Genomic DNA, 22,886 nt, shown 5'->3' on the forward strand with positions numbered 1-22,886 from the left:
AGGAGGACTGGCAGTGAATCTGCCGGCCGAGTGAATCTTTGGCCTTCGCACCGGTCTAGAGCGTGACCTTAGTGTCGCTCGAACCATACCTGTCTACGCTATACCTGTGCGAGACTCATTCAGGAATCCAGCGCAATTATGAATGTCCTGATCGTTGATGACGAACCCCAAGGCCGTGAGCGCCTTAGCCGGCTGCTCGGCGAACTGGAGGGTTACACCGTGCTGGAGCCTAGCGCCACCAACGGCGAGGAGGCCTTGGCGCTGATCGAAAGCCTTAAGCCCGATGTGGTCCTGCTGGACATCGGCATGCCAGGCCTGGATGGCCTGCAGGTTGCTGCTCGCTTGTGCGAGCGCGAGGCGCCTCCGGCGGTGGTGTTTTGCACCGGGGACGATGAATACGGTGCCGAGGCTTTCAAGGACAGTACCCTCAGCCATGTGACCAAACCTTTCCAGGCCCAGGCCTTGCGCGATGCCCTGCGCAAGGCCGAAAAGCCCAACCGCGCCCAGTTGGCGGCGCTCACCAGGCCGGCCAACGAAGGCGGCGGCCCGCGTAGCCACATCAGTGCCCGCACGCGCAAAGGCATCGAGCTGATCCCTTTGCCCCAGGTCATCTATTTCATTGCCGACCACAAGTACGTGACCTTGCGCCACGAGGCCGGGGAAGTGTTGCTCGACGAGCCGCTCAAGGCCCTGGAAGACGAGTTTGGCGAACGCTTCGTGCGTATCCACCGCAATGCCCTGGTCGCCCGTGAGCGTATCGAACGCCTGCAGCGCACGCCGCTGGGGCATTTCCAGCTATACCTGAAAGGCCTGGACGGTGACGCCCTGACCGTCAGCCGGCGCCATGTGGCCGGTGTGCGCAAGATGATGCAAACCCTCTGAGCCTGTACCGGCCCAATCGCCGGCAAGCCAGCTCCCACAGGTATAGTGTCAGCCTTGAGCCTTGCACGGCTGAGGGAGCTGGCTTGCCGGCGATTGGGCGGTACAGGTAAGCACAGGATCCTGATCCACATCTGCTAGCGATACCGGCGATGCTGTTATCATCGACAGCATTTCTCTGGATTGGGGCGTTCCATGTCCACTCGCGAAATCCGCATTGCCACCCGTAAAAGTGCCTTGGCCCTGTGGCAGGCCGAATACGTCAAAGCCCGCCTCGAGCAGGCCCACCCCGGTCTGCTGGTGACCCTGGTGCCCATGGTCAGCCGTGGCGACAAGCTGCTCGACGCGCCGCTGGCAAAGATCGGTGGCAAGGGCCTGTTCGTCAAGGAACTGGAAACCGCCCTGCTGGACAACGAAGCCGACATCGCCGTGCATTCGATGAAGGACGTGCCCATGGACTTCCCCGAAGGCCTGGGCCTGTACTGCATCTGCGAGCGCGAAGACCCGCGCGATGCCTTCGTTTCCAATACCTTTGACAGCCTCGATGCGCTGCCTGCCGGCAGCATCGTCGGTACCTCCAGCCTGCGTCGCCAGGCCCAGTTGCTGGCGCGTCGCCCGGACCTGGAAATCCGCTTCCTGCGTGGCAACGTCAACACCCGCCTGGCCAAGCTAGATGCCGGTGAGTACGACGCTATCATCCTTGCCGCTGCCGGCTTGATTCGCCTGGGTTTCGAGGACCGCATCACTTCCGCCATCAGCGTCGATGACAGCCTGCCGGCAGGCGGCCAGGGTGCGGTGGGTATCGAATGTCGCAGTGCCGACCACGAAATCCATGCACTGCTGGCACCGCTGCACCATGCCGATACTGCCGACCGGGTGGTGGCCGAGCGTGCCCTGAACAAGCGCCTGAATGGTGGCTGCCAGGTACCGATTGCCTGCTATGCGGTGCTTGAAGGTGACCAGCTGTGGCTGCGTGGCCTGGTAGGCCAGCCCAGCGGCGGTACCCTGTTGGTGGCCGATGCCCGCGCACCACGTACTGCCGCCGAAAGCCTGGGCGTGCAGGTGGCCGAGGACCTGCTGGGGCAGGGCGCCGAGGCCATCCTCAAGGAAGTCTACGGCGAGGCCGGCCACCCGTGAGTTCGTGGCGCCTGTTGCTGACCCGGCCTGCCGAGGACTGTGCGGCACTGGCGCAAAGCCTGGCAGCGGCGGGGGTAGCCAGCAGCTGCCTGCCGCTGCTGGCAATCGAGCCCGTCGCTGTGGACAACCAGCAACGCCTGTTGCTGGAAGGCCTGCACGCCTTCCAGGCGATCATCGTGGTAAGCAAGCCGGCAGCCCGTTTGTTGCTTGAGCAATTGGCCGAGGCCGGCCTGCGGCCACCCATGCAAGGTTGGTTCACCGTAGGCGAGGCGACCGCCGCCGTGCTTCAGGGTGCAGGCGTGGCGGTGAGCGTCCCGCCACGCGGCGATGACAGCGAAGCGTTGCTGGCGCTGCCAGCCCTGCGCCAGGCAGTTGCCGTGCCGGCACCGCGGATCTTGATCGTTCGTGGTGTGGGAGGTCGCGAACTGCTGGCAGAGCGTCTTGCAGAGCAAGGTGCTAGTGTCGATTATCTGGAACTGTATCGTCGCTGCCTGCCGGCTTACCCGGCGGGCACCCTGATGCGCCGCATCGAAGCGGAACGCCTCAATGGCCTGGTGGTCAGCAGTGGGCAGGGTTTTGAACACTTGCAGCAGATGGCCGGCGCCGATTGGCCGCAGCTGGCGCGTCTGCCGCTGTTCGTGCCCAGCCCTCGGGTTGCCGATCAGGCCAGGGCCGCCGGGGCCCAACAGGTTGTGGATTGCCGTGGCGCCAGTGCCACGGCCTTGCTGGCAGCCGTGCAGCGCAGCGCTGCACCTGCCTCTTAAGGCGCTAAGCTGAACGCGATGCGCCCCCATGCAAAGGATGGATACGTGAGCGAGACTGTCTTGTCCAATAACGATCAGCCGTCGGCACAGGCGCCGGCGGAACCCGTCACCACCCCACCTGCCAAGCGCTCCGGCAGTGGCCTGGCAACGCTGGCCCTGCTGTTGGGCGCGGCCGGGGTGGCGGTAGGTGGCTGGGGTGTCTGGCAGGTGCGTCAACTGCAAGGCAGCGAATTCAACCAGGGCCAGCACATCGAGGCGCTGAACCAGCGCGCCGAGGCCCTGCAGCAGCGTGAGCAGCAGATCAGCGCGCAACTGGCCAGCCTGCCGGCGGCCAGCGAGCTGGAAGACCGCCGCCGCCTGGTGGCACAGCTGCAGGGCGACCAGCAACGTCTCAGCCAGCGCCTGGAAACCATACTGGGCGAAAGCCGCAAGGAATGGCGCCTGGCCGAGGCCGAGCACCTGCTGCGCCTGGCCACCCTGCGCCTGTCGGCGCTGCAGGACATCACCAGTGCCAAGGCCTTGGTCGAGGGGGCGGACGAGATCCTGCGCGAGCAGAGCGATCCGGGTGCCTTCGCCGCCCGTGAGCAATTGGCGCGCAGCCTGGCCACGCTCAACAGCACTCAGCAGCCGGACCGTACCGGCCTGTTCCTGAAACTCGCCGCTCAGCGCGAGCTGGTGCAGCAACTCAGCGCCCAGTCGCCAGAGTTCGACACCAATGCCGATGCCATGGGCGCGCTCACCGCCGACGGTGATGGCGCCAGTCGCCTGTCCCAATGGTGGGCCGAAATCTCCAAGTACTTCCAGATCGACTTCAACGCCGATGACAACGTGCGTCCGCTGCTGGCCGGGCAGCAACTGAACCAGCTGCGCCTGGCCCTGAGCCTGACCATCGAGCAGGCCCAGTGGGCAGCGCTCAATGGCGATAGCAAGGTCTACACCCAGGCGCTGGACGACGCCCGCAGCGTGCTGCTGGCCAACTTCAACGCCGACAACCCGCAAAGCAAGGCCATGCTTGACAGCCTCAATGCCTTGGCCGAACAGCCGGTGTCGGTGGTTACCCCTGACCTCAGCGAAAGTCTGGCCGCAGTGCAGGCCTATATCCAGCGCCGCCACCTGCCGGCCGATGCTGAAGGGGGCAAGCCATGAAGCGTGTCTACCTGCTGGCCGTGCTGGCGATCGTGGTCGCCGCGGCGCTAGGTATCGCGGTCGCCAAGCACAGCGGCTACGTGCTGATCTCCTATGGCAGCTTCCGCTACCAGTCGGGGCTGTGGGCGGCCTTGGCCGGCTTGCTGGTTGTGGTGCTGTTGCTGTGGCTGGTGCGCTACCTGGTCGGCCTGGTGCTGACTTCCAGTGGCGTGGTCAACCCGTGGTCGCGGCGTAATCGCAGCCGGCGTGTTCGTCTGGCCATCGAGCAGGGCCAGCTGGACCTCGCCGAGGGCCGTTGGGCCAGTGCCCAGCGCCATCTGCACCGTGCCGCCGAGGCCGAGCGCCAGCCGTTGCTGTATTACCTTGGTGCCGCGCGTGCCGCCAACGAGCAAGGCCGAACCGAAGACAGCGACAACCTGCTGGAACGTGCTCTGGAGCGCCAGCCGCAAGCGGAGCTGGCTATTGCCCTGACCCATGCGCAATTGCAGATGGACCGTGGCGAAAGCGACGGCGCGCTGGAAACCCTGCTGGCGATGCAGGAGCGCCACCCGCACAACGGCCAGGTGTTGCGCCTACTGCAGCGCCTGCACCTGGAACGCGGCGACTGGTCTGCCCTGATCCGCCTGCTGCCTGACCTGCGCAAGGGCAAGGTGCTGCCGGCCGCCGAGCTGGCTGCCCTGGAGCAACGTGCCTGGGGCCAGAACCTGAGCCTGGCCACCACCCGTGGCGAGGATGCGCAAAGCGCCCGTCAGGCTCTGGAGCGCGCCTGGCAGCAACTGACTGCTGCCCAGCGCCAGGAGCCACAACTGGTGCTGGCCTATGCCGAGCAATTGCGTCAGGTGGGCGCCCAGAGCGAAGCGGAACAAGTGCTTCGCACCGCTCTCAAGCGTGAATACGAAAGCCATCTGGCACGCCTGTACGGCCTGGTGCGCGGTGATGACCCGGCGCGCCAGCTGCAAACAGCCGAAGGTTGGCTCAAGGCCCACCCGCAAGATGCCAGCCTGCTGCTAACCCTGGGCCGTCTGAGCCTGCAGAACCGCTTGTGGGGCAAGGCACGGGACTATCTGGAAAGCAGCCTGCGCATGGAACGCAACCCCGAGGCCTGTGCCGAGCTGGCGCGCCTGCTCGCCGGCCTTGGCGAGACCGAGCGCAGCAACCAGCTGTTCCAAGAGGGCCTCGGCCTGCTGGACGAGCGCCTGCTGGCCCTGCCTTTGCCCGAAGGCGTACGCGCCTGACCTACCCCAGGGCCCGCGCAAAGGTGCGGGCTTCGGGGGCGGGTAACTTTTCTCTCTGTGTAAGTTAGATCTGCAGTCCATTTCTTCAGACGTTTCCTACCGCATGGTTGGAAATTTCCTTAGCGATTCAGCGACTTGTCCTTACTGTCGCGCCTTGAAACAAAGCGCTTCTTTCCTCTACCGTTTCAAGCCTCTTCATTATCCCGGGACCTTCACCGCCCATGCTGCCGGCCCGTTTGCGCACCTTTTTCCTACCTGCCTGCCTTGCTGCACTGGCGGTACTGGCTGCGTCCTTCCACCTGGAAAGCGTCCTCGGGCTGGTGCCCTGCCCGTTGTGTTTCAGCCAGCGGTTGCTGCTTGGAGTGTACGCAATGCTGTGCCTGGCGGCAGTGCTGCAGGCACCGGGTACGGCGGGCATTCGTTGTTATGCGCGGGCGACGCTGGGCTGTTCGCTGGCCGGGGCGTTGCTGGCAGCGCGACATGTGTGGTTGCAGGGGGATGACGGGGCCATCGCTGTCTGCCCGGTGCCGCTCGGGCGGCTGATCGAGCAATCCTGGGGCGAGGCAGCCCGGCAATTGTTGTTCGGCGGCCCGGATTGCAACTCGCTGACCTGGAGCTTCCTCGACCTGACCCTGCCCGAGTGGAGCCTGTTGGCGTTCCTGCTGCTGGCAATGCTGCCCTTGAGTTGCCTGCTGGCGTATCGTTTCCGCACCCTGGCGAGAACATGACTTGGCGCAAGGTTGCACCATTGGCACGACCAATGGCCGTGTAACTGGGTATTAAACACTTGTATGAACTTTGTCCGCTGCGTACCTTGAAGGGCAGCACGCGCGGGAATAATCTCCCTGCACGCATACCGAAAACACAACTGCTCGATGCCGCCTGCTGATGTCACCTTTGTGCTGCACGGTCGTGGTGCGAGGTGCAGCGGCATCTACCCAGAAGGGAAGAGATCGCCATGCTCGATAGTTGTCAGAACGCTCAGGAACGCTGGGGTGGGGTTCACAAACTGATCGACCGCTGGCTGGAGGAGCGCCAGGAACTGGTGCAGGCTTTCCGCGCGCTGCGCGATGCCAAGCCGGCCTTCGCCGACAAGGACACGAACGGGGACTTTTGCGCGCTCCTCGTTGACTACGTTTCGGCGTGGCATTTCGAAGTCTGCGAGCAGTTGGTCAGTGAGGCCAAGGCCTTCGGCGACGAGAAGGCGCTGAAGCTGGCCGAAGAGATCAACCCACGGATCAACGACAGTACTCAGGTCGCATTGGCCTTCAATGACCATTGCGCCAAGGGTGAGTGCAAAAACACCGAGCGCTTTGCCGAAAAGCTGGGCAAGCTGGGTGGCCTGCTGCACGAGCGCTTCGAACTGGAAGACTGCCTGATCGAAGTGTTGCACAACGCGCACAAGGAAGAAGGCGCATTACCGGCGTGAGTGTTGGCGTCAGTCGCCAACCGCCAGCAGTTCTATCTCGAACACCAGGGGGGTGTAGGGTGCAATCAGGTCGCCCGCACCCTCGGCGCCATACGCTAGCGCCGACGGGATCACCAGGCGCCATTTGGCGCCAGCGTGCATTTTTGGCAAGGCCACCTGCCACCCTTCGATGACTGAGTCCAGGCTGAACCACTGGGGCGTCTGGTTCTGGTCGAACACCGAGCCGTCTGGCAGCCTGCCCACATAGCGCACCTGCACCTTGCCACCGGCTTTGGGCTGCGCGCCCGTGCCTGTTTGCAGTTCGCTGTAGAGCACACCCTCCGGTAGTTCGTGCACGCCATAACGACCACGCTCGTTGGCCATGAAGCGTGTTTCGGCAGCTTGCAGCTTCTGCATGGCGGCATCGCCTTCCTGTGCTTCCTGCTGCTGGAGCAAAGCCTGCATGCGTGCCTTGTCGAGTTTCAGCGGTTGCCCCTGGTAGGACTGGCGCAGGCCTTCTACCAGCGCATCCAACTGCAGGCCCGGCATATCCTGGCGCAGCCGCTCACCCAGGCTGGCGCCGATGCTGTAGGCGAGGTCATGTTCTTCGCTGTCGGCCAGGGCTATGGGTGCCAGCAGGCATAAACCTAAAAGAAGATATCGAGGCATGGTCAGTTCCTGCGCCAATGAGCGGGGAAGTATGCCAGTGTTCCGATTTGTATTGTGTGCTCGCGGTCCCTGTAGGAGCGGCCTTGTGTCGCGACAGGGCTGCAAAGCAGCCCCGGCAATATCTGCGGTGGTGCTGAAATCAAGGGGCTGCTCCGCAGCCCATCGCGACACAAGGCCGCTCCTACAGGAGTGCTGTGCAATACAGATAACTGCCAAATATCAGCAATGATTTATTCAGCAACTACACTTGCTCGGAGCTGCAAGATAACAACTTTGCCCAGGCATGCAACGCGGCGTAAACAATACTGTCAACATGCCCTAGCGGCGGTAGCAGCAGAAGCATAGTATGAGCCGCAATCTCGTCAGCCAGGAGGTAAACCATGTCGGCTAAAAAGAAGCCAGTAAGCACGCCGTTACACCTGCTCCAGCAACTTTCGGGCAGCTTGCTCGAACACTTGGAAGATGCCTGCTCGCAAGCGCTGGCTGATGCGGAAAAACTGCTGGCCAAGTTGGAAAAGCAGCGTGGCAAGGCCCAGGAAAAACTGCACAACGGTCGCCTGAAACTGCAAGACGCGGCCAAGGCAGGTAAAGCCAAGGCGCAGACCAAGGCGCAAAAAGTCATTGGCGAACTTGAAGAACTGCTCGACTCCCTCAAGGAACGTCAAACCCAGACTCGTTCTTATATTCAGCAACTCAAGCGCGATGCCCAGGACAGCCTCAAGCTGGCCCAAGGTGTAGGCAAGGTTCGCGAAGCTGCAGCCAAGGCGCTTGACCAGCGTGCTGCCAAGACCTCCAAACCGGCAGCCGCCAAACCCGTCACCAAGGCTGCTGCGGCCAAACCTGCAGCCAAGCCGGCCGCCAAGGCCACTGCTGCTGCCAAACCTGCAGCCAAGCCAGCCGCCAAGGCCACTGCTGCTGCCAAACCTGCGGCCAAGCCAGCCGCCAAGGCCGCTGCTGCTGCCAAGCCTGCAGCCAAACCAGCTGCCAAAGCCACTGCTGCTGCCAAGCCTGCAGCGAAGCCAGCCGCCAAGGCTACTGCTGCTGCCAAACCTGCAGCCAAGCCAACTGCCAAGGCTACTGCTGCTGCCAAACCTGCGGCCAAGCCAGCCGCCAAGGCCACTGCTGCTGCCAAACCTGCAGCCAAGCCAGCAGCCAAAGCCACCGCAGCCGCTAAACCTGCAGCCAAGCCAGCGGCGGCCAAAACGCCAGCCAAAGCCGCTGCTGCCAAGCCGGCCGCGAAACCAGCTGCCGCCAAGGCCCCAGCACGTACGGCCGCCAAACCCGCCGCCAAGCCTGTTGCCAGCAAGCCAGCCGAAGCCAAACCGGCTACGCCAGCCGCCAGCACTCCGGCCGCCGCGACCAACTCGGCCACCCCGGCAGCTTCGGTAGCGCCATCGGCACCTGCCAGCACCCCGGCTCAGGCACCGTCTTCGGCGTCCTGAAGCGCTGCCGCCGCGACGCGCAATCCAACCAGCGCGTCGTGGTGGCGGGCCTGGTCCGGCGCCAGCCGGGCCAGCCAGTCGTCCATGGGCTCATGGGCGCTTGCCGGCCATTGTCGCGAACGCTCCTGCAAGCGTTCCAGCAAGGCTTTCTCGGCCTGTAATTCCAACCCTTTCACCTGCTCACGCAACGCCGCCAGCTGCGCATCACTTTGCGCTGCTGCTCGCCAATGTTGGCGCAAGCTACGTAATGGGTTGACCACTTCGCGCTGCCAGGGCTCGGTAACCTCGCGCAATGCCTGTACGCGTTCGTCCCGCACGGCCACGCCACGCGCCTGCAGCCAGGTTGCGCACAGCAGCAGACAGACATCGCCACCCAGCGCCTGCAGTTCAAGGCAGGCGGCTTCCACGCCGGGCCTGGCGTACAGGGCCAGGGCGTGATTCCACAGGTCGGTGTGCATGGTTCCACTCGCGCTATGGGCCGAGGAAGCTGGTAGACTCCGCGACCATCATGATCAGACTATCCAACCTCACTTTACAGCGTGGTCCGCAGCGCTTGCTAGAAGGCGCCGAGATGACCCTGCACACCGGTCACAAGGCCGGCCTGATCGGCGCCAACGGCGCCGGAAAATCCAGCCTGTTCGCCTTGCTGCGCGGTGAGCTGTCGCCCGATGCCGGCGATTGCCAGCTGCCCGGTGACTGGCGCATCGCCCACATGCGCCAGGAGGTCGATACCCTCGACCGCCTAGCCGTGGACTATGTGCTCGACGGTGACGTGCGCCTGCGCAAGGTCCAGGCCGAACTCGCTGCGGCCGAGCAGGCCCACGACGGTACCGCCCTGGCGCGCCTGCACATTGAGCTGGATAGCGCCGACGGCTATACCGCCGACGCCCGCGCACGCAAGTTGCTGGCCGGCCTTGGTTTCACCAACGAACAGATGGACCGCCGCGTCGGCGACTTTTCCGGTGGCTGGCGGATGCGCCTGAACCTGGCCCAGGCCCTGATGTGCCCCTCCGACCTGCTGCTGCTCGACGAGCCCACCAACCACCTGGACCTGGACGCTATCCTGTGGCTGGAGGACTGGCTCAAGGGCTACCCCGGCACGTTGTTGCTGATCTCCCACGACCGCGACTTCCTCGATGCCGTGGTCGACCATGTGCTGCACGTCGAGCAGCGCAAGCTGAACCTGTACAAGGGCGGCTACACTGCCTTCGAGCGCACCCGGGCCGAGCGCCTGGCGCAACAGCAGCAGGCCTACGAGAAACAGCAGGCCCAGCGTGCGCACATGGAAAAGTACATTGCCCGCTTCAAGGCCCAGGCCACCAAGGCCCGCCAGGCACAGAGCCGGATCAAGGCCCTGGAGCGCATGGAGGAGCTATCGGCGGCGCATGTCGATTCGCCGTTCGACTTCGTTTTCCGCGAGTCGCAGAAAATCTCCAGCCCGCTGCTGAGCCTGTCCGAAGGCCGGCTGGGCTACGGTGACAAGGCGATCCTCGACAAGGTCAAGCTGCAGCTCACCCCCGGTGCGCGCATTGGCCTGCTCGGCCCCAACGGCGCTGGCAAGTCGACCCTGATCAAGAACCTCGCTGGCGAGCTCGAGCCATTGTCGGGGCGCCTGGTGCGAGGTGAGAACCTGGCCGTGGGCTACTTCGCCCAGCACCAGCTGGACTCTCTGGACGACAAGGCCAGCCCGCTGCTGCACCTGCAGCGCATTGCTCCCACCGAGCGTGAGCAGACCCTGCGCGACTTCCTGGGCGGCTTCGACTTCCATGGCGATCGCGTCGACGAGCCGGTGGTGAACTTCTCCGGTGGTGAGAAGGCCCGCCTGGCGTTGGCCCTGATCGCCTGGGAGCGACCGAACCTGCTGCTGCTCGACGAACCGACCAACCACCTCGACCTGGAAATGCGCCTGGCGCTGACCATGGCCCTGCAGGAGTTTGCCGGTGCCGTGGTGGTGGTGTCGCACGACCGTCACCTGCTCAAGAGCACCACCGACGACTTCCTGCTGGTGGCCGACGGCAAGGTCGACATCTTCGATGGTGACCTGGACGACTACAGCCGCTGGCTGGTCGAGTACCGCCAGCGCAGCGCGCCGGCCAGTACCACCCCGGTCAACCCGGACAAGACCGACAAGAAGGCCCAACGCCAGGCTGCCGCAGCCTTGCGTCAGCAACTGGCACCGCACAAGAAGGCTGCCGACAAGCTGGAAGCCGAGCTCAACCAGGTGCACGCGCAACTGGCCGAGATCGAGACCGCGCTGGGTGATGGTGGCCTCTACGACGCGTCGCGCAAGGACGAGTTGCGTGACCTGCTGGCGCGCCAGACCAAGCTGAAGCAGCGCGAAGGCGAACTGGAAGAGGCCTGGATGGAAGCGCTGGAAACCCTCGAAAGCATGCAGGCCGAGCTCGAGGCGCTGTCGTGAGCAAGGGGTGAGATGGTGTTGGGGGCTGATAGGTGTTCTCCTTGAGGCCTTCAGCGCCTGTGAGATCGAGCGCCGCCCGCGCGGCGCTTCGCGGGGCAAGCCCGCGCCCACATTTGTTGCAACGTGCCGAACCTGTCAGGCCATGGTTGTCAGCCTTGTTGGGCCAGCTCTATTTCTAGGCTGGCGCTGGTGCCGCCTCACATGTCTCAAGTCGCGCACCAAGGCGGACAACGCCGCTTTCCCAGACATGGCCACGTTGCAACAAATGTGGGAGCGGGCTTGCCCCGCGAAGCGCCGCGCGGGCGGCGCTCGATCTCCCAGGCGCTGAAAGTGCCATGGCGGACATCCCCCAACACAACCAACTCAAAGCCTCAAATACCCCAAAAAACACTGGTTATTTTTTCACCAACACCTTAGCTTAACGTTTTGCAACATATGTCCGAGCGAGGTGTGTGATGTCGATGGAAGTGTGGTTGGGCTTCTTTGCCGCCTGTTGGGTGATCAGCCTTTCGCCCGGCGCCGGGGCGATTGCCTCGATGTCCAGTGGCCTGCAATACGGTTTCTGGCGTGGTTACTGGAACGCCCTGGGCCTGCAACTGGGCCTGATCCTGCAGATCGCCATCATCGCCGCCGGCGTCGGTGCTGTTCTGGCTGCCTCGGCCACGGCGTTCCAGATCATCAAATGGTTCGGTGTCGCCTACCTTGTCTACCTGGCCTACAAACAGTGGCGTGCGCTGCCCTTGGACATGAGCGATGAATCCGCCGTGCGTCCGATCGGCAAACCGCTTAGCCTGGTGTTCCGTGGTTTCCTGGTCAACGTCAGCAACCCCAAGGCGCTGGTGTTCATGCTGGCGGTGCTGCCGCAGTTCATCAATCCGCATGAACCGCTGTTGCCCCAGTATGTGGCGATCACCGTGACCATGGTCGCCGTGGATATGCTGGTGATGGCGGGGTATACCGGGTTGGCTGCGCGGGTGTTGCGCTTGCTGCGTACGCCCAAACAGCAGAAGCGTTTGAACCGGACTTTCGCCGGGTTGTTCATTGGCGCGGCCACCTTCCTGGCGACTCTGCGTCGCGCGCCAGTCTGACAGACCGTATGTAGGCCATTCGCGGGCTTGCCCGCGAATGGGCCACCTCTATTTCTGCTTGTCCACCAACCCCTTGAGCAAATCCACCGGCAGCGGAAAGACGATGGTCGAGCTCTTGTCCCCGGCAATCGTCCCCAGCGTCTGCATGTAGCGCAACTGCATCGCCCCTGGCTCCTTGCTCAGCATCTGCGCCGCCTGCATCAACTTCTCCGACGCCTGCAACTCACCTTCGGCATGGATCACCTTGGCCCGACGTTCACGCTCGGCCTCGGCCTGGCGGGCAATGGCGCGCACCATCGATTCGTTGAGATCGACGTGCTTGATCTCGACGTTGGCCACCTTGATACCCCAGGCATCGGTCTGTGCATCAAGCACCTGACGAATGTCCGAGTTCAGTTGCTCGCGTTCGGCCAACAGTTCATCCAGTTCGTGCTTGCCGAGCACCGCGCGCAGCGTGGTCTGGGCCAGCTGGCTGGTCGCCACGAGGAAATCCTCGACCTGGATGATCGCCTTCTGCGGGTCGAGCACTCGGAAGTAGAGCACGGCGTTGACCTTGACCGAGACGTTGTCGCGGGTGATCACATCCTGAGGTGGTACATCCAGCACCACGGTGCGCAGGTCCACCCGCACCATTTGCTGGATTACCGGGATCAGCAGGATCAGCCCCGGCCCCTTCACCTGCCAGAAGCGCCCCAGTTGGAACACCACGCCGCGCTCGTATTCGCGCAGGATGCGGAACGCCGACAGCAACAGCATCGCCAGCACGATCAGCACCGCGCCGAAGCCCAATTGCATGAACATGGTCATTCTCCTTGCGCCGCGGGCGCGGCGGCGCTCACTTCCAGCATGACGCCATGGCGCGCGGTCACCCGCACGTTCTGGCCCGCTTGCATTGGCGTTGCACACTGCGCTTGCCATTGCTCGCCCTGGGCCAGCACAAAGCCACAGAACGGGTTGCCCGCCATCACCTGTGTGACGGTGACCAGGCTGCCGACCAGGCCGGCGTCACCGCTGACCAGCGCCCGTCGGCGGGCCTTGAGCGCCATGCCCAGCACACCGCCGATCAGCAGCGCCGAGAGCACCGCCAGGATGCCGATCAGGGCCAGCGGGATACCGAAGCCAGGGGCATCGGTGTCGATCAGGATCAGCGCGCCGACCACGAAGGCGACAATGCCGCCAAAGCCGACCACGCCGAAACTGGGCAGGAAGGCTTCGGCGATCATGAAGGCGATGCCGAGCAATATCAGCGCCACCCCGGCGAAGCTCACCGGCAACAGCTGCAGGGCATATAGCGCCAGCAGCAGGCATATACCGCCTACCACGCCGCCGACCGTCGAGCCGGGGTTCATGAATTCGAGCAGCAGGCCGTACACACCGATCATGATCAGAATCAGCGCCACGCTGGGGTTGGTGATGACCGCCAACACCCGTGTGCGCCAGTCCGGCAGGTGCTCGACTAGGTTGGCGCCGGCGGTCTGCAGTTGCAGGGGCTGGCCAGCGACAGTGAGCGTTTTGCCATCGAGCTTGTGCAGCAGGTCACGCAGGTCATCGGCCATCAGGTCGATAACGTCAAGCCTCAAGGCCTCGCTGGCGGACAGGCTGACCGCCTCGCGCACGGCCTTCTCCGCCCAGTCGGCATTGCGCCCGCGCAGCTGTGCCAGGCCACGGATGTAGGCCGCCGCATCGTTGACCTGCTTGCGCGCGAGGGTATCGTCATCGCTGCCTTTGGCCTTGTCATCCTTGGGCGTGCCTGGCGGAGCACCGACCTGCACGGGGGTTGCGGCCCCCAGGTTGGTACCGGGCGCCATGGCCGCGACATGGCTGGCATAGAGGATATAAGTGCCGGCGCTGGCGGCGCGGGCTCCGCTGGGGGCGACGAAGGTTGCGACCGGCACTGGGCTGGCGAGAATCGCCTTGATCATCTGGCGCATGGCGCTGTCCAGCCCGCCCGGGGTGTCCATGCGGATAACCACCAGTTGTGCACCCTGTGCCTTGGCCTGGTCGAGGCTGCGCACCAGGTAGTCTGCGCTGGCAGGGCCGATGGCGTCATCGACACCCAGCACCCAGACTGCACCAGGCGCTGCCTGACCGCCTGGCGTAATGCCAAGCAGCAACACCAGCAACAGCCAGCGCCAGCAGCGGGCGATCACCTGTCGTCACCTCGTTTGCCTCTATTGCACAAGTTTAGCCCTGCCTGCTGGTACCCGGCCTAAAATTGGAAATTGGGGGGCGAAACCGGAGGTGCATCATGCGTATGGCAAAGACCCTGCAGGATCGCCTGGACAAGGCCAACTGCGATTACGACATCATTCCCCATCCACATTCGGCCACCAGCCTGGAGTCGGCCCGTACGGCCGGCGTGCCCGCCGAGCGGGTCGCCAAGTCGGTGATGCTCGATGACCGTCATGGCAACTACATCATGGCCGTTCTACCGGCCAACCGGCATCTGGACATGACCAAGGTGCGCATGTCCGGGGCCTGGCAACTGACCCGTGAAAGCGGCCTGCCGAGCCTGTTCGGCGACTGCGAGCGCGGTGCCGTACCGGCCCTTGGCGATGCCTACCAGATAAAAATGCTGGTCGACCCGAGCTTGACCCGCCAGGGCGATGTCTACCTGGAAGCGGGTGACCACGATCACCTGATCCACATGAGCATGGAGCAGTACATGAAACTGGTGCCGCACGCCGAAGTGCGCGAGCTGTGCTGATGTTTTCACACCAATGCCGGGCGGGCGTCGTGGACGGCTTGCCTGGCTCTCAGGAGGAACCATGGAAGCGCCGATTCATCCCTTTGCCGAGCTGTTCAAACAACTGGGCCTGCCTGACGATGCGGTGAGCATCGATCAGTTCATCGCCAGCCACTCGCCGCTGAAGAACGACATCAAGTTGGTGGATGCGCCGTTCTGGACCGCTTCCCAGCGCGAGTTTCTCAACGACAGCATCAATGAGGATGCCGACTGGGCGGAGCCGTTCGATCAACTCAACGAAGCGTTGCGCCGCCCTCGAAAATAAAGCGCCGAGTGGCACCTGACGAGTGATTGGCCGTTGCTATGCTCAGGAAAACAACAAGGGGATAGCGCGATGAAAGATCCCTACGCACCGGGTTTCTGGTGCTCCGTGACGATCCTGGGCACCCTGACGGCCAGTTACTTCTACGGCATCAGGCAATCGCAACAGATGAACCAGGCAGTGCACTTCCTGTATGCCGCTGCCGCCGTCACCGTGGCGGTTGCACTGGTGGCGCTGGCCTGGATCGCCTGGCAGCAACTGCACCTGAACAAGCGCGAGGTGGTGCAGGGGCGAACGTTGCTGACCATCTGGAACACCAAGGTTGCGCTGCGCCGCGTCGAGACGGTGTTCGACCGCTACTTCTGGGGCAGCTACTGGCATTCGGGGCGCACCTTCGAAGAGGTCATGGGCGAGCTCAAGGGCACGCCGCTGGAGCAGAGCCTGGATGCCCTGAAACGCCAGTGCCGCTTGCTCGACCGCGAAATTCATGACCACCACCACCACTGGCTGGCCAATGCCCGCGACCTGTCCAGCGTGGCCCAGGCCATGGCCCGTGAACGCTACCAGCTGGATCTGGGCGAACCAACCCGCAGCGGCAATGGCAACACTGCCGTGCTCAATCGGGATCTGGAAGTGCTGGTGTACACCTGGTCGGCGCGCCTGCGCAGCTTCGACCATCAGCTGGACGAACTGGAGCGCGCCTACCATTGAGGCGCTTCATTCACCGCGGATGTATTGCTCCAGTTGCAGGATCAGGCTGGCCTGTTCGGCGATGGTTTCCTTGACCAGGTCGCCGATCGACAGCAGGCCGAGCAGCTGGCCATTGTCGACCACCGGCAGGTGGCGCAGGTGGCGGTCGGTCATCAGGTTCATGCAGTAGTCGAGCTTCTGCTTCGGTTCCACGGTGACCACCGGCGCACTCATGATCTCGCGCACAGGGGTGGCGGCGGACGAGCGGCCCTTGAGCACCAGTTTGCGCGCATAGTCCCGTTCACTGACGATACCCACCACCTGGTTGGCCTCGACCACCGGGAGCGCACCGACGTTTTTTTCCGCCAGCATTTTCAGTGCGTCGAGTACCGAGTCATCCGGGCCGATGGTGTACACGGTCTGATGCTGGGACTTGGTCTTGAGGATTTGTTCGACGGTCTTCATACGGGCCTCTGCTGGGGAAAAAGCGATGTCTCGGAGTAAATAAAGCATCCGGCACGGCGCTCTGCACGGCAATGCAGGAAACGGCATCGAGTCGATTGAAAAACGTCATGAGTTGTCGCCTGTGCCGGCCTCTTCGCGGCTAAAGCCACACCCACAGGGATAGCACCTGGCTCGAGGCCGATGCGGTCGAGGTGGGAGCGGCTTTAGCCGCGAAGAGGCCGGTAGAGTTGGCTCAGAGCTTCGGCATCTGCCCGATCCGCGCCACCATCTCGCTCACCACCTGCAAGTCCAGCATGAACTGCTCCACGGTCTTGAACTCGTTGTCGTTGTGCCCGGTGTACTTCACATCCGGCATGGCCAGGCCGAACTGCACGCCGTTAGGCAGGTCGTGTACCGAGGTAGCACCCGCCGAGGTGCCGAACTCGTGCTTCATGCCCAGGTTCTCGGTGGCAACGTCCAGCAAGGCCTTGACCCATTCGCCTTCGGGGTTGCGGTACATCGGCTCGTCCAGGCTGTAGTCGAAGGCCACCGAGGTATGGCTCTGCCGGGTCCATTTGCCCAGCTTGTCAGCCAGTTCGTCCTTGATCGTGGCGATTGGCTTGCCTTTCGGAATGCGCAGGTTCACCGCCAGTTTCAGGCCTTTTTCATCCACCCCGACAAAGGTCAGCGAGGCGGTCAGCGGGCCCATGAACGAATCCTTGAAGGCCACGCCGAGCTTGTTGCCCAGGTAGTCCAGGCCCCAGTTGTCGGCGGCATAGCGGGCGGCATCGGTGAAGTGGTTGTGCTTGAGCGGCACATCCTTGCCCAGGCCGTTGATGAAACCAAGCATGCGCGCCACCGGGTTGACCCCGGACTCCGGCTCCGAAGAGTGGGCGGAAACGCCGGTCACGGTGAGCAACACCTGCTTGCCATCGGCCTTGGCAGCGATGCTGAAGTCGCCGCCATTGCGCTTCACGTAATCGGCGCCGGCTTTTTCCAGCTGGCTGGCCAGCTTCGCCGGGTTGTCGGTGACCAGGGTCGCGACCGAGGTTGTCGGGATCTGGTTGGTGGCCAGGCCGCCGGTCAGGTTGACGATCTCGGCACCCTTGCCACTGGCCTGGCGCTTGCTGAAGCTGGCCATGATCGTGCCGTAGCCTTTCTCGGCGATGACCACCGGGTAGCCGCCATCGAGGGCCAGGTTGTAGTCGGGCGTGGGGTTGCGCTCGAAGTAGTAGGGGATGGCATCACCGCTGGTTTCTTCAGTGGTGTCGATCAGCAGCTTGAACTGGCGGGCCAGCGGCAGGTTTTCGTCCTTGGCCACTTTCAGCGCGTACATCGCCACGACAATGCCGTTCTTGTCGTCTTCGGTGCCGCGGCCGTACATGCGGTCACCGACCAGGGTGACCTTGAACGGGTCCAGGCGCGTGCCATCGGCCAGCTTCCAGTTGTCCGGGTTGACCGGCACCACGTCGGCGTGGGCATGGATGCCGACCACTTCCGTACCGCTGCCCAGCGAAATCTCGTACACCCGGTTGTCGATATTGCGGAAAGCCAGGCCGAAGCTGTCGGCCAGGGCCTTGATCTTTTCGGCGATCCTGAGGAACTCGGGGTTCTCGTGCTGCGGCGTGCCTTCGACGTTGAAGGTGGGGATGGCCACCAGTTCACGCAGGGTTTCGCTGGCAGCCTTGCCGTACTTGATGCGGGTATACAGGCCGAGCAGGCGGTTGATCTCGTTCTGCTGCTCGGCGGCCAATGGCTTGCCGGCCAGGTAGGCATCCAGGGTTGCCGCGAGGTTGTCGGCCTTGGCCAGGTCGCTGCCTTTGAGCTTGCCGAGGAACTGCTTGAAGTCGCTTGGGTCGCTGCCGTCGAAGGCTTTGACGATGGCCGCGGACTGCTGCTGGGTAAGGTTGGCCTGTGCCGGTTGGGTGAACAGGCCGATGCTGGCCAGCAGCAGGGTGGTGGCGGTAAGTTTTTTCAGGTGCATGGTTGTGCGCATTCCTTCGCTAATCATTGTTGTGGGTTACCCGTCGGGAAACGGGAAGACGCCCACGCTAACACCAATGACCCGTGGCACGGGAGTGCCAGAAACGCGACATGTCGCACAAACGAAAAAGCCCCGGGCGCGTTGCCGGGGCCTTTCCAGTGCTTCCAACGGTGATTACAGCCCGTTGGGCAGGAACCTCGTGGCACCGCTGACATCGTCGATCTTCTTGATGCGGAAGGCCTTGATACAGGTTTCGTTGCGGGTATTGCTGTCCGGGCAGTACTGCTGGACGAAGTCGTTGAAGGCCATGTCCTGGCCATTCACGCTGAGGACGCGCTTGAAGTACTCGCCCTGGATGCCCTGCGCCTGACGCGATGCGGTCATTTCCTGGTCGACGACCAGGCGACCGTGCAGGTCGACGGTGGGGAACTTGGCTTCTTCCTGCAGGCAGCCGCTCAGCAGCAGGCCGGCCGTGGCCAGCATGATCAGACGTAGCATGATGTTGTCTCTGCAACGGGCGGTCACGGCCTGCGGGCCGGGACCGCACCTGGATGGTTACTCGCCGAACAGGCTGCCGGCGCGTTTCACTTCCGCCTTGCCGGCGTCCTCGAGCAGCGACTTGGCGCCCGAGGTGACGTTGCGTGCGGAGTCTGCATTGGACTGGATCACGTCGGTGCGTGCAGCGCTGTCGCGCAGTTCGGCATCGATGTAGTCGTTGGCGCGGGCGACCTTTGCCTTTTTCGCTTGCAGGGCCAGGCGACGCTCTTCCAGCTCCAGCGCACGCAGGTCGTCCTCGTAGGCTTCTTCGCGGGTCTGCACGCGCTTGCGCTCGGCTGCTTGCGCCTGCTGTTTCTCGGCGGCACGCTGCGCGGAGGCACGTTGGGCCGCTGCGCGCTGCTGGCGGGCAGCAGCTTCGCGAGCTTCGGCGCGCTGCTCGGCGGCGGCGGCCTGGCGCAGGCGTTCGGTTTCCAGGGCGGCTTCGGATTGCTTGGTCTGCTGTTCGATCTGGTAGAGCTGATCGAACTGGCCTGCCATGGCAGTGGCGGCAGACAGTGCGAGGGCGGTGCCCAGAACAATGTGCTTCATGTGCTCAGGCCTCAGCTCTTTTTCGGATCTGGGCAGGTCGCATTTGGCTGGATGCGGGTTTCGTTGGAGATGGTCATGACCATCAGGGAGATGCCCCCCACTTCGAAATCGCACGGGCGGCCAACCTGGGCGGAGGTGTAGATCTTGCCGTTTTCCGAGTAGCCGATCAGTACGCCGGGCACCAGCGAGGTATCGCTGACCAGGGACCCTGCCAGTGCGCCGGCGCCACCGCCTGCCACGCCGCCGATGATCGCGGTGTCCTTGTTGTGGCCTGCACCCAGCGCCGCGCCACCCAGCGCACCCAGTACACCACCCACCATCATTGCGGCTTTCTGGTTCTTCTCGTTGCTGACCTTGATCTTGGTCGGCGAGACCGTGATGATTTTCACGGTCTTGGCTTCCTGCTGGGTGTTTACCTGGCTGGCATCGAACACATCGGATTGGTATTGCTCACCGGTCGCCTGGCAACCCACGAGGGTGGCGGCGATGGTCAAGGCCAGACAGTGTTTCAGCATTTTCATTCCTGATTCCCTGGAGGGTATGGTTAACCTTGCGACGATCCATCTGAAGGATGAGGCATAATGCCACTATTCTAAGCAGATGGATCCAACCAGGTAAAGCCATCAGGACTAAAGCCGGCTTCAGTAAGCGCCAAACGAAATAACGCGAGCAGGCGACACTGTCTTGCAGAAGCGACAAAGCCCGCGCAAGGCGGGCTTTGTGAGGGGTATGGCGCACTCGGCGGGATTCGAACCCACGACCCCTGCCTTCGGAGGGCAGTACTCTATCCAGCTGAGCTACGAGTGCAACGCGCACGCATGATACCCATCTGATCCGATGGCGTCCATCGCCTTGATCTGTAGCTGTTTTTACCTTTCGCCGAGAAGAGGCCGGCAGAAGCAATCACAAACGCATCTATCCATATGCGATATCGATATTTCCACGGCAGTTATTATGCCCTCTATTCTCTGGTCACAACTTGTTATAACAAGTATCCGATCAGCGAAGAGACCCCATGGCCGAACTGCTCCCCCTGTCCCCGGTACCGCTTTACACCCAGCTCAAGGAATTGCTGCGCGAGCGCATCCTCGACGGTACTTATCCATCGCATAGCCGCATGCCCTCGGAAAGCGAACTGGGCAAGGCTTTCGACGTCAGCCGCATCACCGTGCGCCAGGCGCTGGGCGATCTGCAGAAGGAAGGGCTGATTTTCAAGATCCACGGCAAGGGTACCTTCGTAGCCAAGCCCAAGGCTTTCCAGAACGTCAGTACCCTGCAGGGGTTGGGCGAGTCGATGACGCAAATGGGTTACGAGGTGATCAACCGCCTGCGCAGCTTCCGCCATGTGCCAGCCAATGCATTGGTGGCCGCGCGGCTGCAGGTCGAGGAGGGCAGCCTGGTCACCGAGATCCGCCGAGTACGGCTTATCAACCGCGAGCCGGTGTCGCTGGAGCTGACGTGGTTGCCCAAGGCCGTCGGCGAAAAGCTGGAAAAGGCCGACCTTGTCACCCGCGACATTTTCCTGCTCCTGGAAAACGACTGCGGCATTGCCCTTGGCCACGCCGACCTGGCCATCGATGCCGTGCTGGCCGACAGCGACCTGACCCAGGCCCTGGATGTTGAAGAAGGCTCGCCGATCATGCGCATCGAGCGCCTGACCCATGCTGCCGACGGTACGCCACTGGACTTCGAACACCTTTACTACCGCGGCGATGCTTTCCAGTACCGCCTGCGCATCGACCGCCAGAAGGGGAGCAAGGCATGAGCATCCAGACCCAGGACTACGACATCATCGTCATCGGTGGCGGTACCGCCGGGCCGATGGCGGCGATCAAGGCCAAGGAGCAGGACAAAAACCTGCGCGTGCTGCTGCTGGACAAAGCCAACGTCAAGCGCAGCGGAGCCATCAGCATGGGCATGGATGGCCTGAACAACGCGATCATCCCAGGCCATGCCACCCCCGAGCAGTACACGAAGGAAATCACCGTGGCCAATGACGGCATCGTCAACCAGGCCACGGTGCATGCCTACGCTACCCACAGCTTTGAAACCATCGAGCAACTCGACCGCTGGGGGGTGAAGTTCGAGAAGGACGAGACCGGCGACTACGCGGTGAAAAAGGTTCACCACATGGGCGCCTACGTGCTGCCCATGCCCGAAGGCCACGACATCAAAAGGGTGCTGTACCGTCAGCTCAAGCGTGCCCGGGTCGAAATCAGCAACCGTATGGTCTGCACTCGTGTGCTACTCGATGGTGAAGGTGCGGCCGCTGGCGTGCTGGGTTTCGATTGCCGTAGCGGCGAGTTTCGCGTGGTGCGGGCCAAGGCGGTGATCCTTGCCTGCGGCGCGGCCGGGCGCCTGGGCCTGCCGTCGTCGGGCTATCTGATGGGCACCTACGAGAACCCGACCAACGCCGGTGATGGCTACGCCATGGCCTACCATGCAGGTGCCGAACTGGCCAACCTCGAGTGCTTCCAGATCAACCCGCTGATCAAGGACTACAACGGCCCGGCCTGTGCCTACGTCACCGGCCCACTGGGTGGATATACCGCCAACAGCAAGGGTGAGCGCTTTATCGAGTGCGACTACTGGAGCGGCCAGATGATGTGGGAGTTCCATCAGGAACTCGAGGGCGGCAATGGCCCGGTGTTCCTCAAGCTCGATCACTTGGCCGAGGAAACCATCCAGAACATCGAAGAGATCTTGCACAGCAACGAGCGCCCCAGTCGTGGCCAGTTCCACGCCGGGCGTGGCACCGATTATCGCCAGCACATGGTCGAGATGCATATCTCGGAGATCGGTTTCTGCTCCGGGCATTCGGCGTCGGGGGTGTGGGTCAATGAAAAGGCCGAGACCAGCGTCAAAGGGCTGTATGCCGCGGGCGATATGGCAGCGGTGCCGCACAACTACATGCTCGGGGCCTTCACCTATGGCTGGTTTGCCGGTGTGAACGCTGCGCATTACGTGACCGGGCGCGAATTCGCCGAGGTCGATGCCGAACAGGTCGAGCGCGAGCGCGCGCGGGTGTTTGCCCCGCTGCAGCGTCAGCATGGCCTGCCGCCAGCGCAGGTCGAGTACAAGCTCAGACGCATGGTCAACGATTACCTGCAGCCGCCGAAGGTGACCAAAAAGATGGAAATCGGCCTGGCGCGCTTTGCCGAGATCGAACGTGACCTGGACCAGATGAAGGCCAGCAACCCTCATGAACTGATGCGTGCGATGGAAGTTTCGGTGATTCGCGATTGCGCCGAGATGGCGGCGCGGGCCTCGCTGTTCCGCGAGGAAAGCCGCTGGGGGCTGTACCACCACCGGGTGGACTTCCCTGAGCGCAATGATGGCGAGTGGTTCTGCCATTGCCATCTGAAAAAGGGCGAGAACGGTGAAATGACCAGTTTCAGGAAAGCGGTCGAGCCTTACCTGATTGCGTTGGACGCACAAGAGCAGACCGCCTACGACCAGCTGCGGGTAAAGGCCGATGCAGCCTAGG

24 protein-coding genes and 1 tRNA gene are annotated in these 22,886 nt (G+C 63.1%); 15 read left to right on the forward strand and 10 right to left on the reverse strand.

Going from position 1 to position 22,886, the window contains the following annotated elements; genetic code table 11:
* Positions 1-138 precede the first annotated feature (138 nt).
* The 7 genes from CAG18_RS23490 (at position 139) to CAG18_RS23520 (ending at position 6,590) form a co-directional block, all read left to right on the forward strand.
* A complete protein-coding gene (locus CAG18_RS23490) occupies positions 139-882 on the forward strand; it encodes a LytTR family DNA-binding domain-containing protein (RefSeq protein WP_015268539.1) in 744 nt (247 codons plus the stop codon).
* A gap of 192 nt (positions 883-1,074) precedes the next feature.
* Complete coding sequence (hemC, locus tag CAG18_RS23495; protein ID WP_015268540.1) at positions 1,075-2,016, forward strand: hydroxymethylbilane synthase; 942 nt, start codon at positions 1,075-1,077, stop codon at positions 2,014-2,016.
* Positions 2,013-2,780, forward strand: coding sequence for a uroporphyrinogen-III synthase (locus CAG18_RS23500; protein ID WP_085721666.1), 768 nt, complete (start codon positions 2,013-2,015; stop codon positions 2,778-2,780). The genes hemC and CAG18_RS23500 overlap by 4 nt, the downstream gene beginning before the upstream one ends.
* Positions 2,781-2,825: 45 nt before the next feature.
* Positions 2,826-3,926, forward strand: coding sequence for a uroporphyrinogen-III C-methyltransferase (locus CAG18_RS23505; protein ID WP_085721667.1), 1,101 nt, complete (start codon positions 2,826-2,828; stop codon positions 3,924-3,926).
* Positions 3,923-5,161 (forward strand): heme biosynthesis protein HemY, encoded by a 1,239-nt coding sequence (locus CAG18_RS23510; protein ID WP_015268543.1) that lies wholly within the window; start codon positions 3,923-3,925, stop codon positions 5,159-5,161. Before CAG18_RS23505 ends, CAG18_RS23510 begins: the two co-directional genes overlap by 4 nt.
* Before the next feature lie 221 nt (positions 5,162-5,382).
* Entirely contained in the window at positions 5,383-5,889 is a 507-nt protein-coding gene (locus tag CAG18_RS23515) for a disulfide bond formation protein B (RefSeq protein ID WP_015268544.1), read from the forward strand.
* 230 nt (positions 5,890-6,119) lie between these two features.
* Entirely contained in the window at positions 6,120-6,590 is a 471-nt protein-coding gene (locus CAG18_RS23520; RefSeq protein ID WP_015268545.1) for an Rsd/AlgQ family anti-sigma factor, read from the forward strand.
* Between the two features lie 9 nt (positions 6,591-6,599).
* On the opposite strand, the gene CAG18_RS23525 is transcribed toward CAG18_RS23520, so the two are convergent.
* Positions 6,600-7,238, reverse strand: a complete 639-nt coding sequence (locus tag CAG18_RS23525; RefSeq protein WP_015268546.1) for an FKBP-type peptidyl-prolyl cis-trans isomerase — start codon at positions 7,236-7,238, stop codon at positions 6,600-6,602.
* Positions 7,239-7,618: 380 nt separating this feature from the next.
* Between CAG18_RS23525 and CAG18_RS23530 the strand changes: the two genes are divergently transcribed.
* Entirely contained in the window at positions 7,619-8,680 is a 1,062-nt protein-coding gene (locus CAG18_RS23530) for an AlgP family protein (protein WP_085721668.1), read from the forward strand.
* Here CAG18_RS23530 and CAG18_RS23535 read toward each other — a convergent pair.
* Entirely contained in the window at positions 8,656-9,138 is a 483-nt protein-coding gene (locus tag CAG18_RS23535; protein WP_085721669.1) for a TIGR02444 family protein, read from the reverse strand. The two genes, CAG18_RS23530 and CAG18_RS23535, sit on opposite strands and share 25 nt — an antisense overlap.
* Before the next feature lie 50 nt (positions 9,139-9,188).
* Here CAG18_RS23535 and CAG18_RS23540 point away from each other — a divergent pair, with 50 nt between their 5' ends.
* Both CAG18_RS23540 and CAG18_RS23545 read left to right on the forward strand, forming a co-directional pair.
* Positions 9,189-11,099 (forward strand): ATP-binding cassette domain-containing protein, encoded by a 1,911-nt coding sequence (locus CAG18_RS23540; RefSeq protein ID WP_015268549.1) that lies wholly within the window; start codon positions 9,189-9,191, stop codon positions 11,097-11,099.
* Positions 11,100-11,554: 455 nt separating this feature from the next.
* A complete protein-coding gene (locus tag CAG18_RS23545) occupies positions 11,555-12,187 on the forward strand; it encodes a LysE family transporter (RefSeq protein ID WP_015268551.1) in 633 nt (210 codons plus the stop codon).
* Positions 12,188-12,235: 48 nt separating this feature from the next.
* Here the strand turns inward: CAG18_RS23545 and CAG18_RS23550 are convergent, their stop codons facing one another.
* Complete coding sequence (locus CAG18_RS23550) at positions 12,236-12,988, reverse strand: slipin family protein (protein ID WP_015268552.1); 753 nt, start codon at positions 12,986-12,988, stop codon at positions 12,236-12,238.
* Between the two features lie 2 nt (positions 12,989-12,990).
* Entirely contained in the window at positions 12,991-14,337 is a 1,347-nt protein-coding gene (locus CAG18_RS23555) for a nodulation protein NfeD (protein ID WP_085721670.1), read from the reverse strand.
* 98 nt (positions 14,338-14,435) lie between these two features.
* Between CAG18_RS23555 and CAG18_RS23560 the strand changes: the two genes are divergently transcribed.
* From CAG18_RS23560 to CAG18_RS23570, 3 genes are all read left to right on the forward strand, one after another.
* On the forward strand, positions 14,436-14,894 hold the full coding sequence (locus tag CAG18_RS23560; RefSeq protein WP_015268554.1) for an aminoacyl-tRNA deacylase: 459 nt from the start codon (positions 14,436-14,438) through the stop codon (positions 14,892-14,894).
* A gap of 61 nt (positions 14,895-14,955) precedes the next feature.
* A complete protein-coding gene (locus tag CAG18_RS23565) occupies positions 14,956-15,198 on the forward strand; it encodes a DUF2789 domain-containing protein (RefSeq protein ID WP_015268555.1) in 243 nt (80 codons plus the stop codon).
* A 69-nt stretch (positions 15,199-15,267) separates the two neighbouring features.
* A complete protein-coding gene (locus CAG18_RS23570) occupies positions 15,268-15,906 on the forward strand; it encodes a hypothetical protein (protein ID WP_015268556.1) in 639 nt (212 codons plus the stop codon).
* 6 nt (positions 15,907-15,912) lie between these two features.
* Here CAG18_RS23570 and CAG18_RS23575 read toward each other — a convergent pair whose 3' ends face one another.
* The 6 genes from CAG18_RS23575 to CAG18_RS23600 all read right to left on the reverse strand — a co-directional run bounded on the left by CAG18_RS23575 (position 15,913) and on the right by CAG18_RS23600 (position 20,206).
* Entirely contained in the window at positions 15,913-16,350 is a 438-nt protein-coding gene (locus CAG18_RS23575; protein ID WP_015268557.1) for a CBS domain-containing protein, read from the reverse strand.
* A 232-nt stretch (positions 16,351-16,582) separates the two neighbouring features.
* On the reverse strand, positions 16,583-18,313 hold the full coding sequence (locus tag CAG18_RS23580) for a dipeptidase (RefSeq protein WP_085721671.1): 1,731 nt from the start codon (positions 18,311-18,313) through the stop codon (positions 16,583-16,585).
* Positions 18,314-18,487: 174 nt separating this feature from the next.
* A complete protein-coding gene (locus tag CAG18_RS23585; protein WP_015268559.1) occupies positions 18,488-18,811 on the reverse strand; it encodes a hypothetical protein in 324 nt (107 codons plus the stop codon).
* 57 nt (positions 18,812-18,868) lie between these two features.
* Complete coding sequence (locus CAG18_RS23590) at positions 18,869-19,399, reverse strand: DUF5384 family protein (RefSeq protein WP_015268560.1); 531 nt, start codon at positions 19,397-19,399, stop codon at positions 18,869-18,871.
* 11 nt (positions 19,400-19,410) lie between these two features.
* The gene (locus CAG18_RS23595; RefSeq protein ID WP_015268561.1) at positions 19,411-19,914 is read right to left on the reverse strand and encodes a hypothetical protein; all 504 of its coding nucleotides are present in this window, start codon (positions 19,912-19,914) and stop codon (positions 19,411-19,413) included.
* A 215-nt stretch (positions 19,915-20,129) separates the two neighbouring features.
* Positions 20,130-20,206: transfer RNA gene (locus CAG18_RS23600), tRNA-Arg, on the reverse strand.
* Between the two features lie 208 nt (positions 20,207-20,414).
* Here CAG18_RS23600 and CAG18_RS23605 point away from each other — a divergent pair.
* Positions 20,415-21,164 carry a GntR family transcriptional regulator gene (locus CAG18_RS23605; protein WP_015268562.1) on the forward strand — a complete coding sequence of 250 codons (750 nt, stop codon included), beginning with the start codon at positions 20,415-20,417 and terminating at the stop codon, positions 21,162-21,164.
* Positions 21,161-22,885, forward strand: a complete 1,725-nt coding sequence (locus tag CAG18_RS23610; RefSeq protein WP_085721672.1) for a fumarate reductase/succinate dehydrogenase flavoprotein subunit — start codon at positions 21,161-21,163, stop codon at positions 22,883-22,885. Before CAG18_RS23605 ends, CAG18_RS23610 begins: the two co-directional genes overlap by 4 nt.
* Position 22,886 lies beyond the last annotated feature (1 nt).

The sequence above is a fragment of the Pseudomonas sp. B22(2017) genome, assembly GCF_002113105.1.
Taxonomy (GTDB): Bacteria; Pseudomonadota; Gammaproteobacteria; order Pseudomonadales; family Pseudomonadaceae; genus Aquipseudomonas; species Aquipseudomonas asiatica.

Excerpts from the sequence above, each read along its gene's own strand:
- CAG18_RS23490 (WP_015268539.1), top strand. The coding sequence starts at position 139 with ATGAATGTCCTGATCGTTGATGACGAACCCCAAGGCCGTGAGCGCCTT.
- hemC (WP_015268540.1), top strand. The coding sequence starts at position 1,075 with ATGTCCACTCGCGAAATCCGCATTGCCACCCGTAAAAGTGCCTTGGCC.
- CAG18_RS23510 (WP_015268543.1), top strand. The coding sequence starts at position 3,923 with ATGAAGCGTGTCTACCTGCTGGCCGTGCTGGCGATCGTGGTCGCCGCG.
- CAG18_RS23515 (WP_015268544.1), top strand. The coding sequence starts at position 5,383 with ATGCTGCCGGCCCGTTTGCGCACCTTTTTCCTACCTGCCTGCCTTGCT.
- CAG18_RS23520 (WP_015268545.1), top strand. The coding sequence starts at position 6,120 with ATGCTCGATAGTTGTCAGAACGCTCAGGAACGCTGGGGTGGGGTTCAC.
- CAG18_RS23525 (WP_015268546.1), bottom strand. The coding sequence starts at position 7,238 with ATGCCTCGATATCTTCTTTTAGGTTTATGCCTGCTGGCACCCATAGCC.
- CAG18_RS23530 (WP_085721668.1), top strand. The coding sequence starts at position 7,619 with ATGTCGGCTAAAAAGAAGCCAGTAAGCACGCCGTTACACCTGCTCCAG.
- CAG18_RS23535 (WP_085721669.1), bottom strand. The coding sequence starts at position 9,138 with ATGCACACCGACCTGTGGAATCACGCCCTGGCCCTGTACGCCAGGCCC.
- CAG18_RS23540 (WP_015268549.1), top strand. The coding sequence starts at position 9,189 with ATGATCAGACTATCCAACCTCACTTTACAGCGTGGTCCGCAGCGCTTG.
- CAG18_RS23545 (WP_015268551.1), top strand. The coding sequence starts at position 11,555 with ATGTCGATGGAAGTGTGGTTGGGCTTCTTTGCCGCCTGTTGGGTGATC.
- CAG18_RS23550 (WP_015268552.1), bottom strand. The coding sequence starts at position 12,988 with ATGTTCATGCAATTGGGCTTCGGCGCGGTGCTGATCGTGCTGGCGATG.
- CAG18_RS23560 (WP_015268554.1), top strand. The coding sequence starts at position 14,436 with ATGCGTATGGCAAAGACCCTGCAGGATCGCCTGGACAAGGCCAACTGC.
- CAG18_RS23565 (WP_015268555.1), top strand. The coding sequence starts at position 14,956 with ATGGAAGCGCCGATTCATCCCTTTGCCGAGCTGTTCAAACAACTGGGC.
- CAG18_RS23570 (WP_015268556.1), top strand. The coding sequence starts at position 15,268 with ATGAAAGATCCCTACGCACCGGGTTTCTGGTGCTCCGTGACGATCCTG.
- CAG18_RS23575 (WP_015268557.1), bottom strand. The coding sequence starts at position 16,350 with ATGAAGACCGTCGAACAAATCCTCAAGACCAAGTCCCAGCATCAGACC.
- CAG18_RS23580 (WP_085721671.1), bottom strand. The coding sequence starts at position 18,313 with ATGCACCTGAAAAAACTTACCGCCACCACCCTGCTGCTGGCCAGCATC.
- CAG18_RS23585 (WP_015268559.1), bottom strand. The coding sequence starts at position 18,811 with ATGCTACGTCTGATCATGCTGGCCACGGCCGGCCTGCTGCTGAGCGGC.
- CAG18_RS23590 (WP_015268560.1), bottom strand. The coding sequence starts at position 19,399 with ATGAAGCACATTGTTCTGGGCACCGCCCTCGCACTGTCTGCCGCCACT.
- CAG18_RS23595 (WP_015268561.1), bottom strand. The coding sequence starts at position 19,914 with ATGCTGAAACACTGTCTGGCCTTGACCATCGCCGCCACCCTCGTGGGT.
- CAG18_RS23605 (WP_015268562.1), top strand. The coding sequence starts at position 20,415 with ATGGCCGAACTGCTCCCCCTGTCCCCGGTACCGCTTTACACCCAGCTC.
- CAG18_RS23610 (WP_085721672.1), top strand. The coding sequence starts at position 21,161 with ATGAGCATCCAGACCCAGGACTACGACATCATCGTCATCGGTGGCGGT.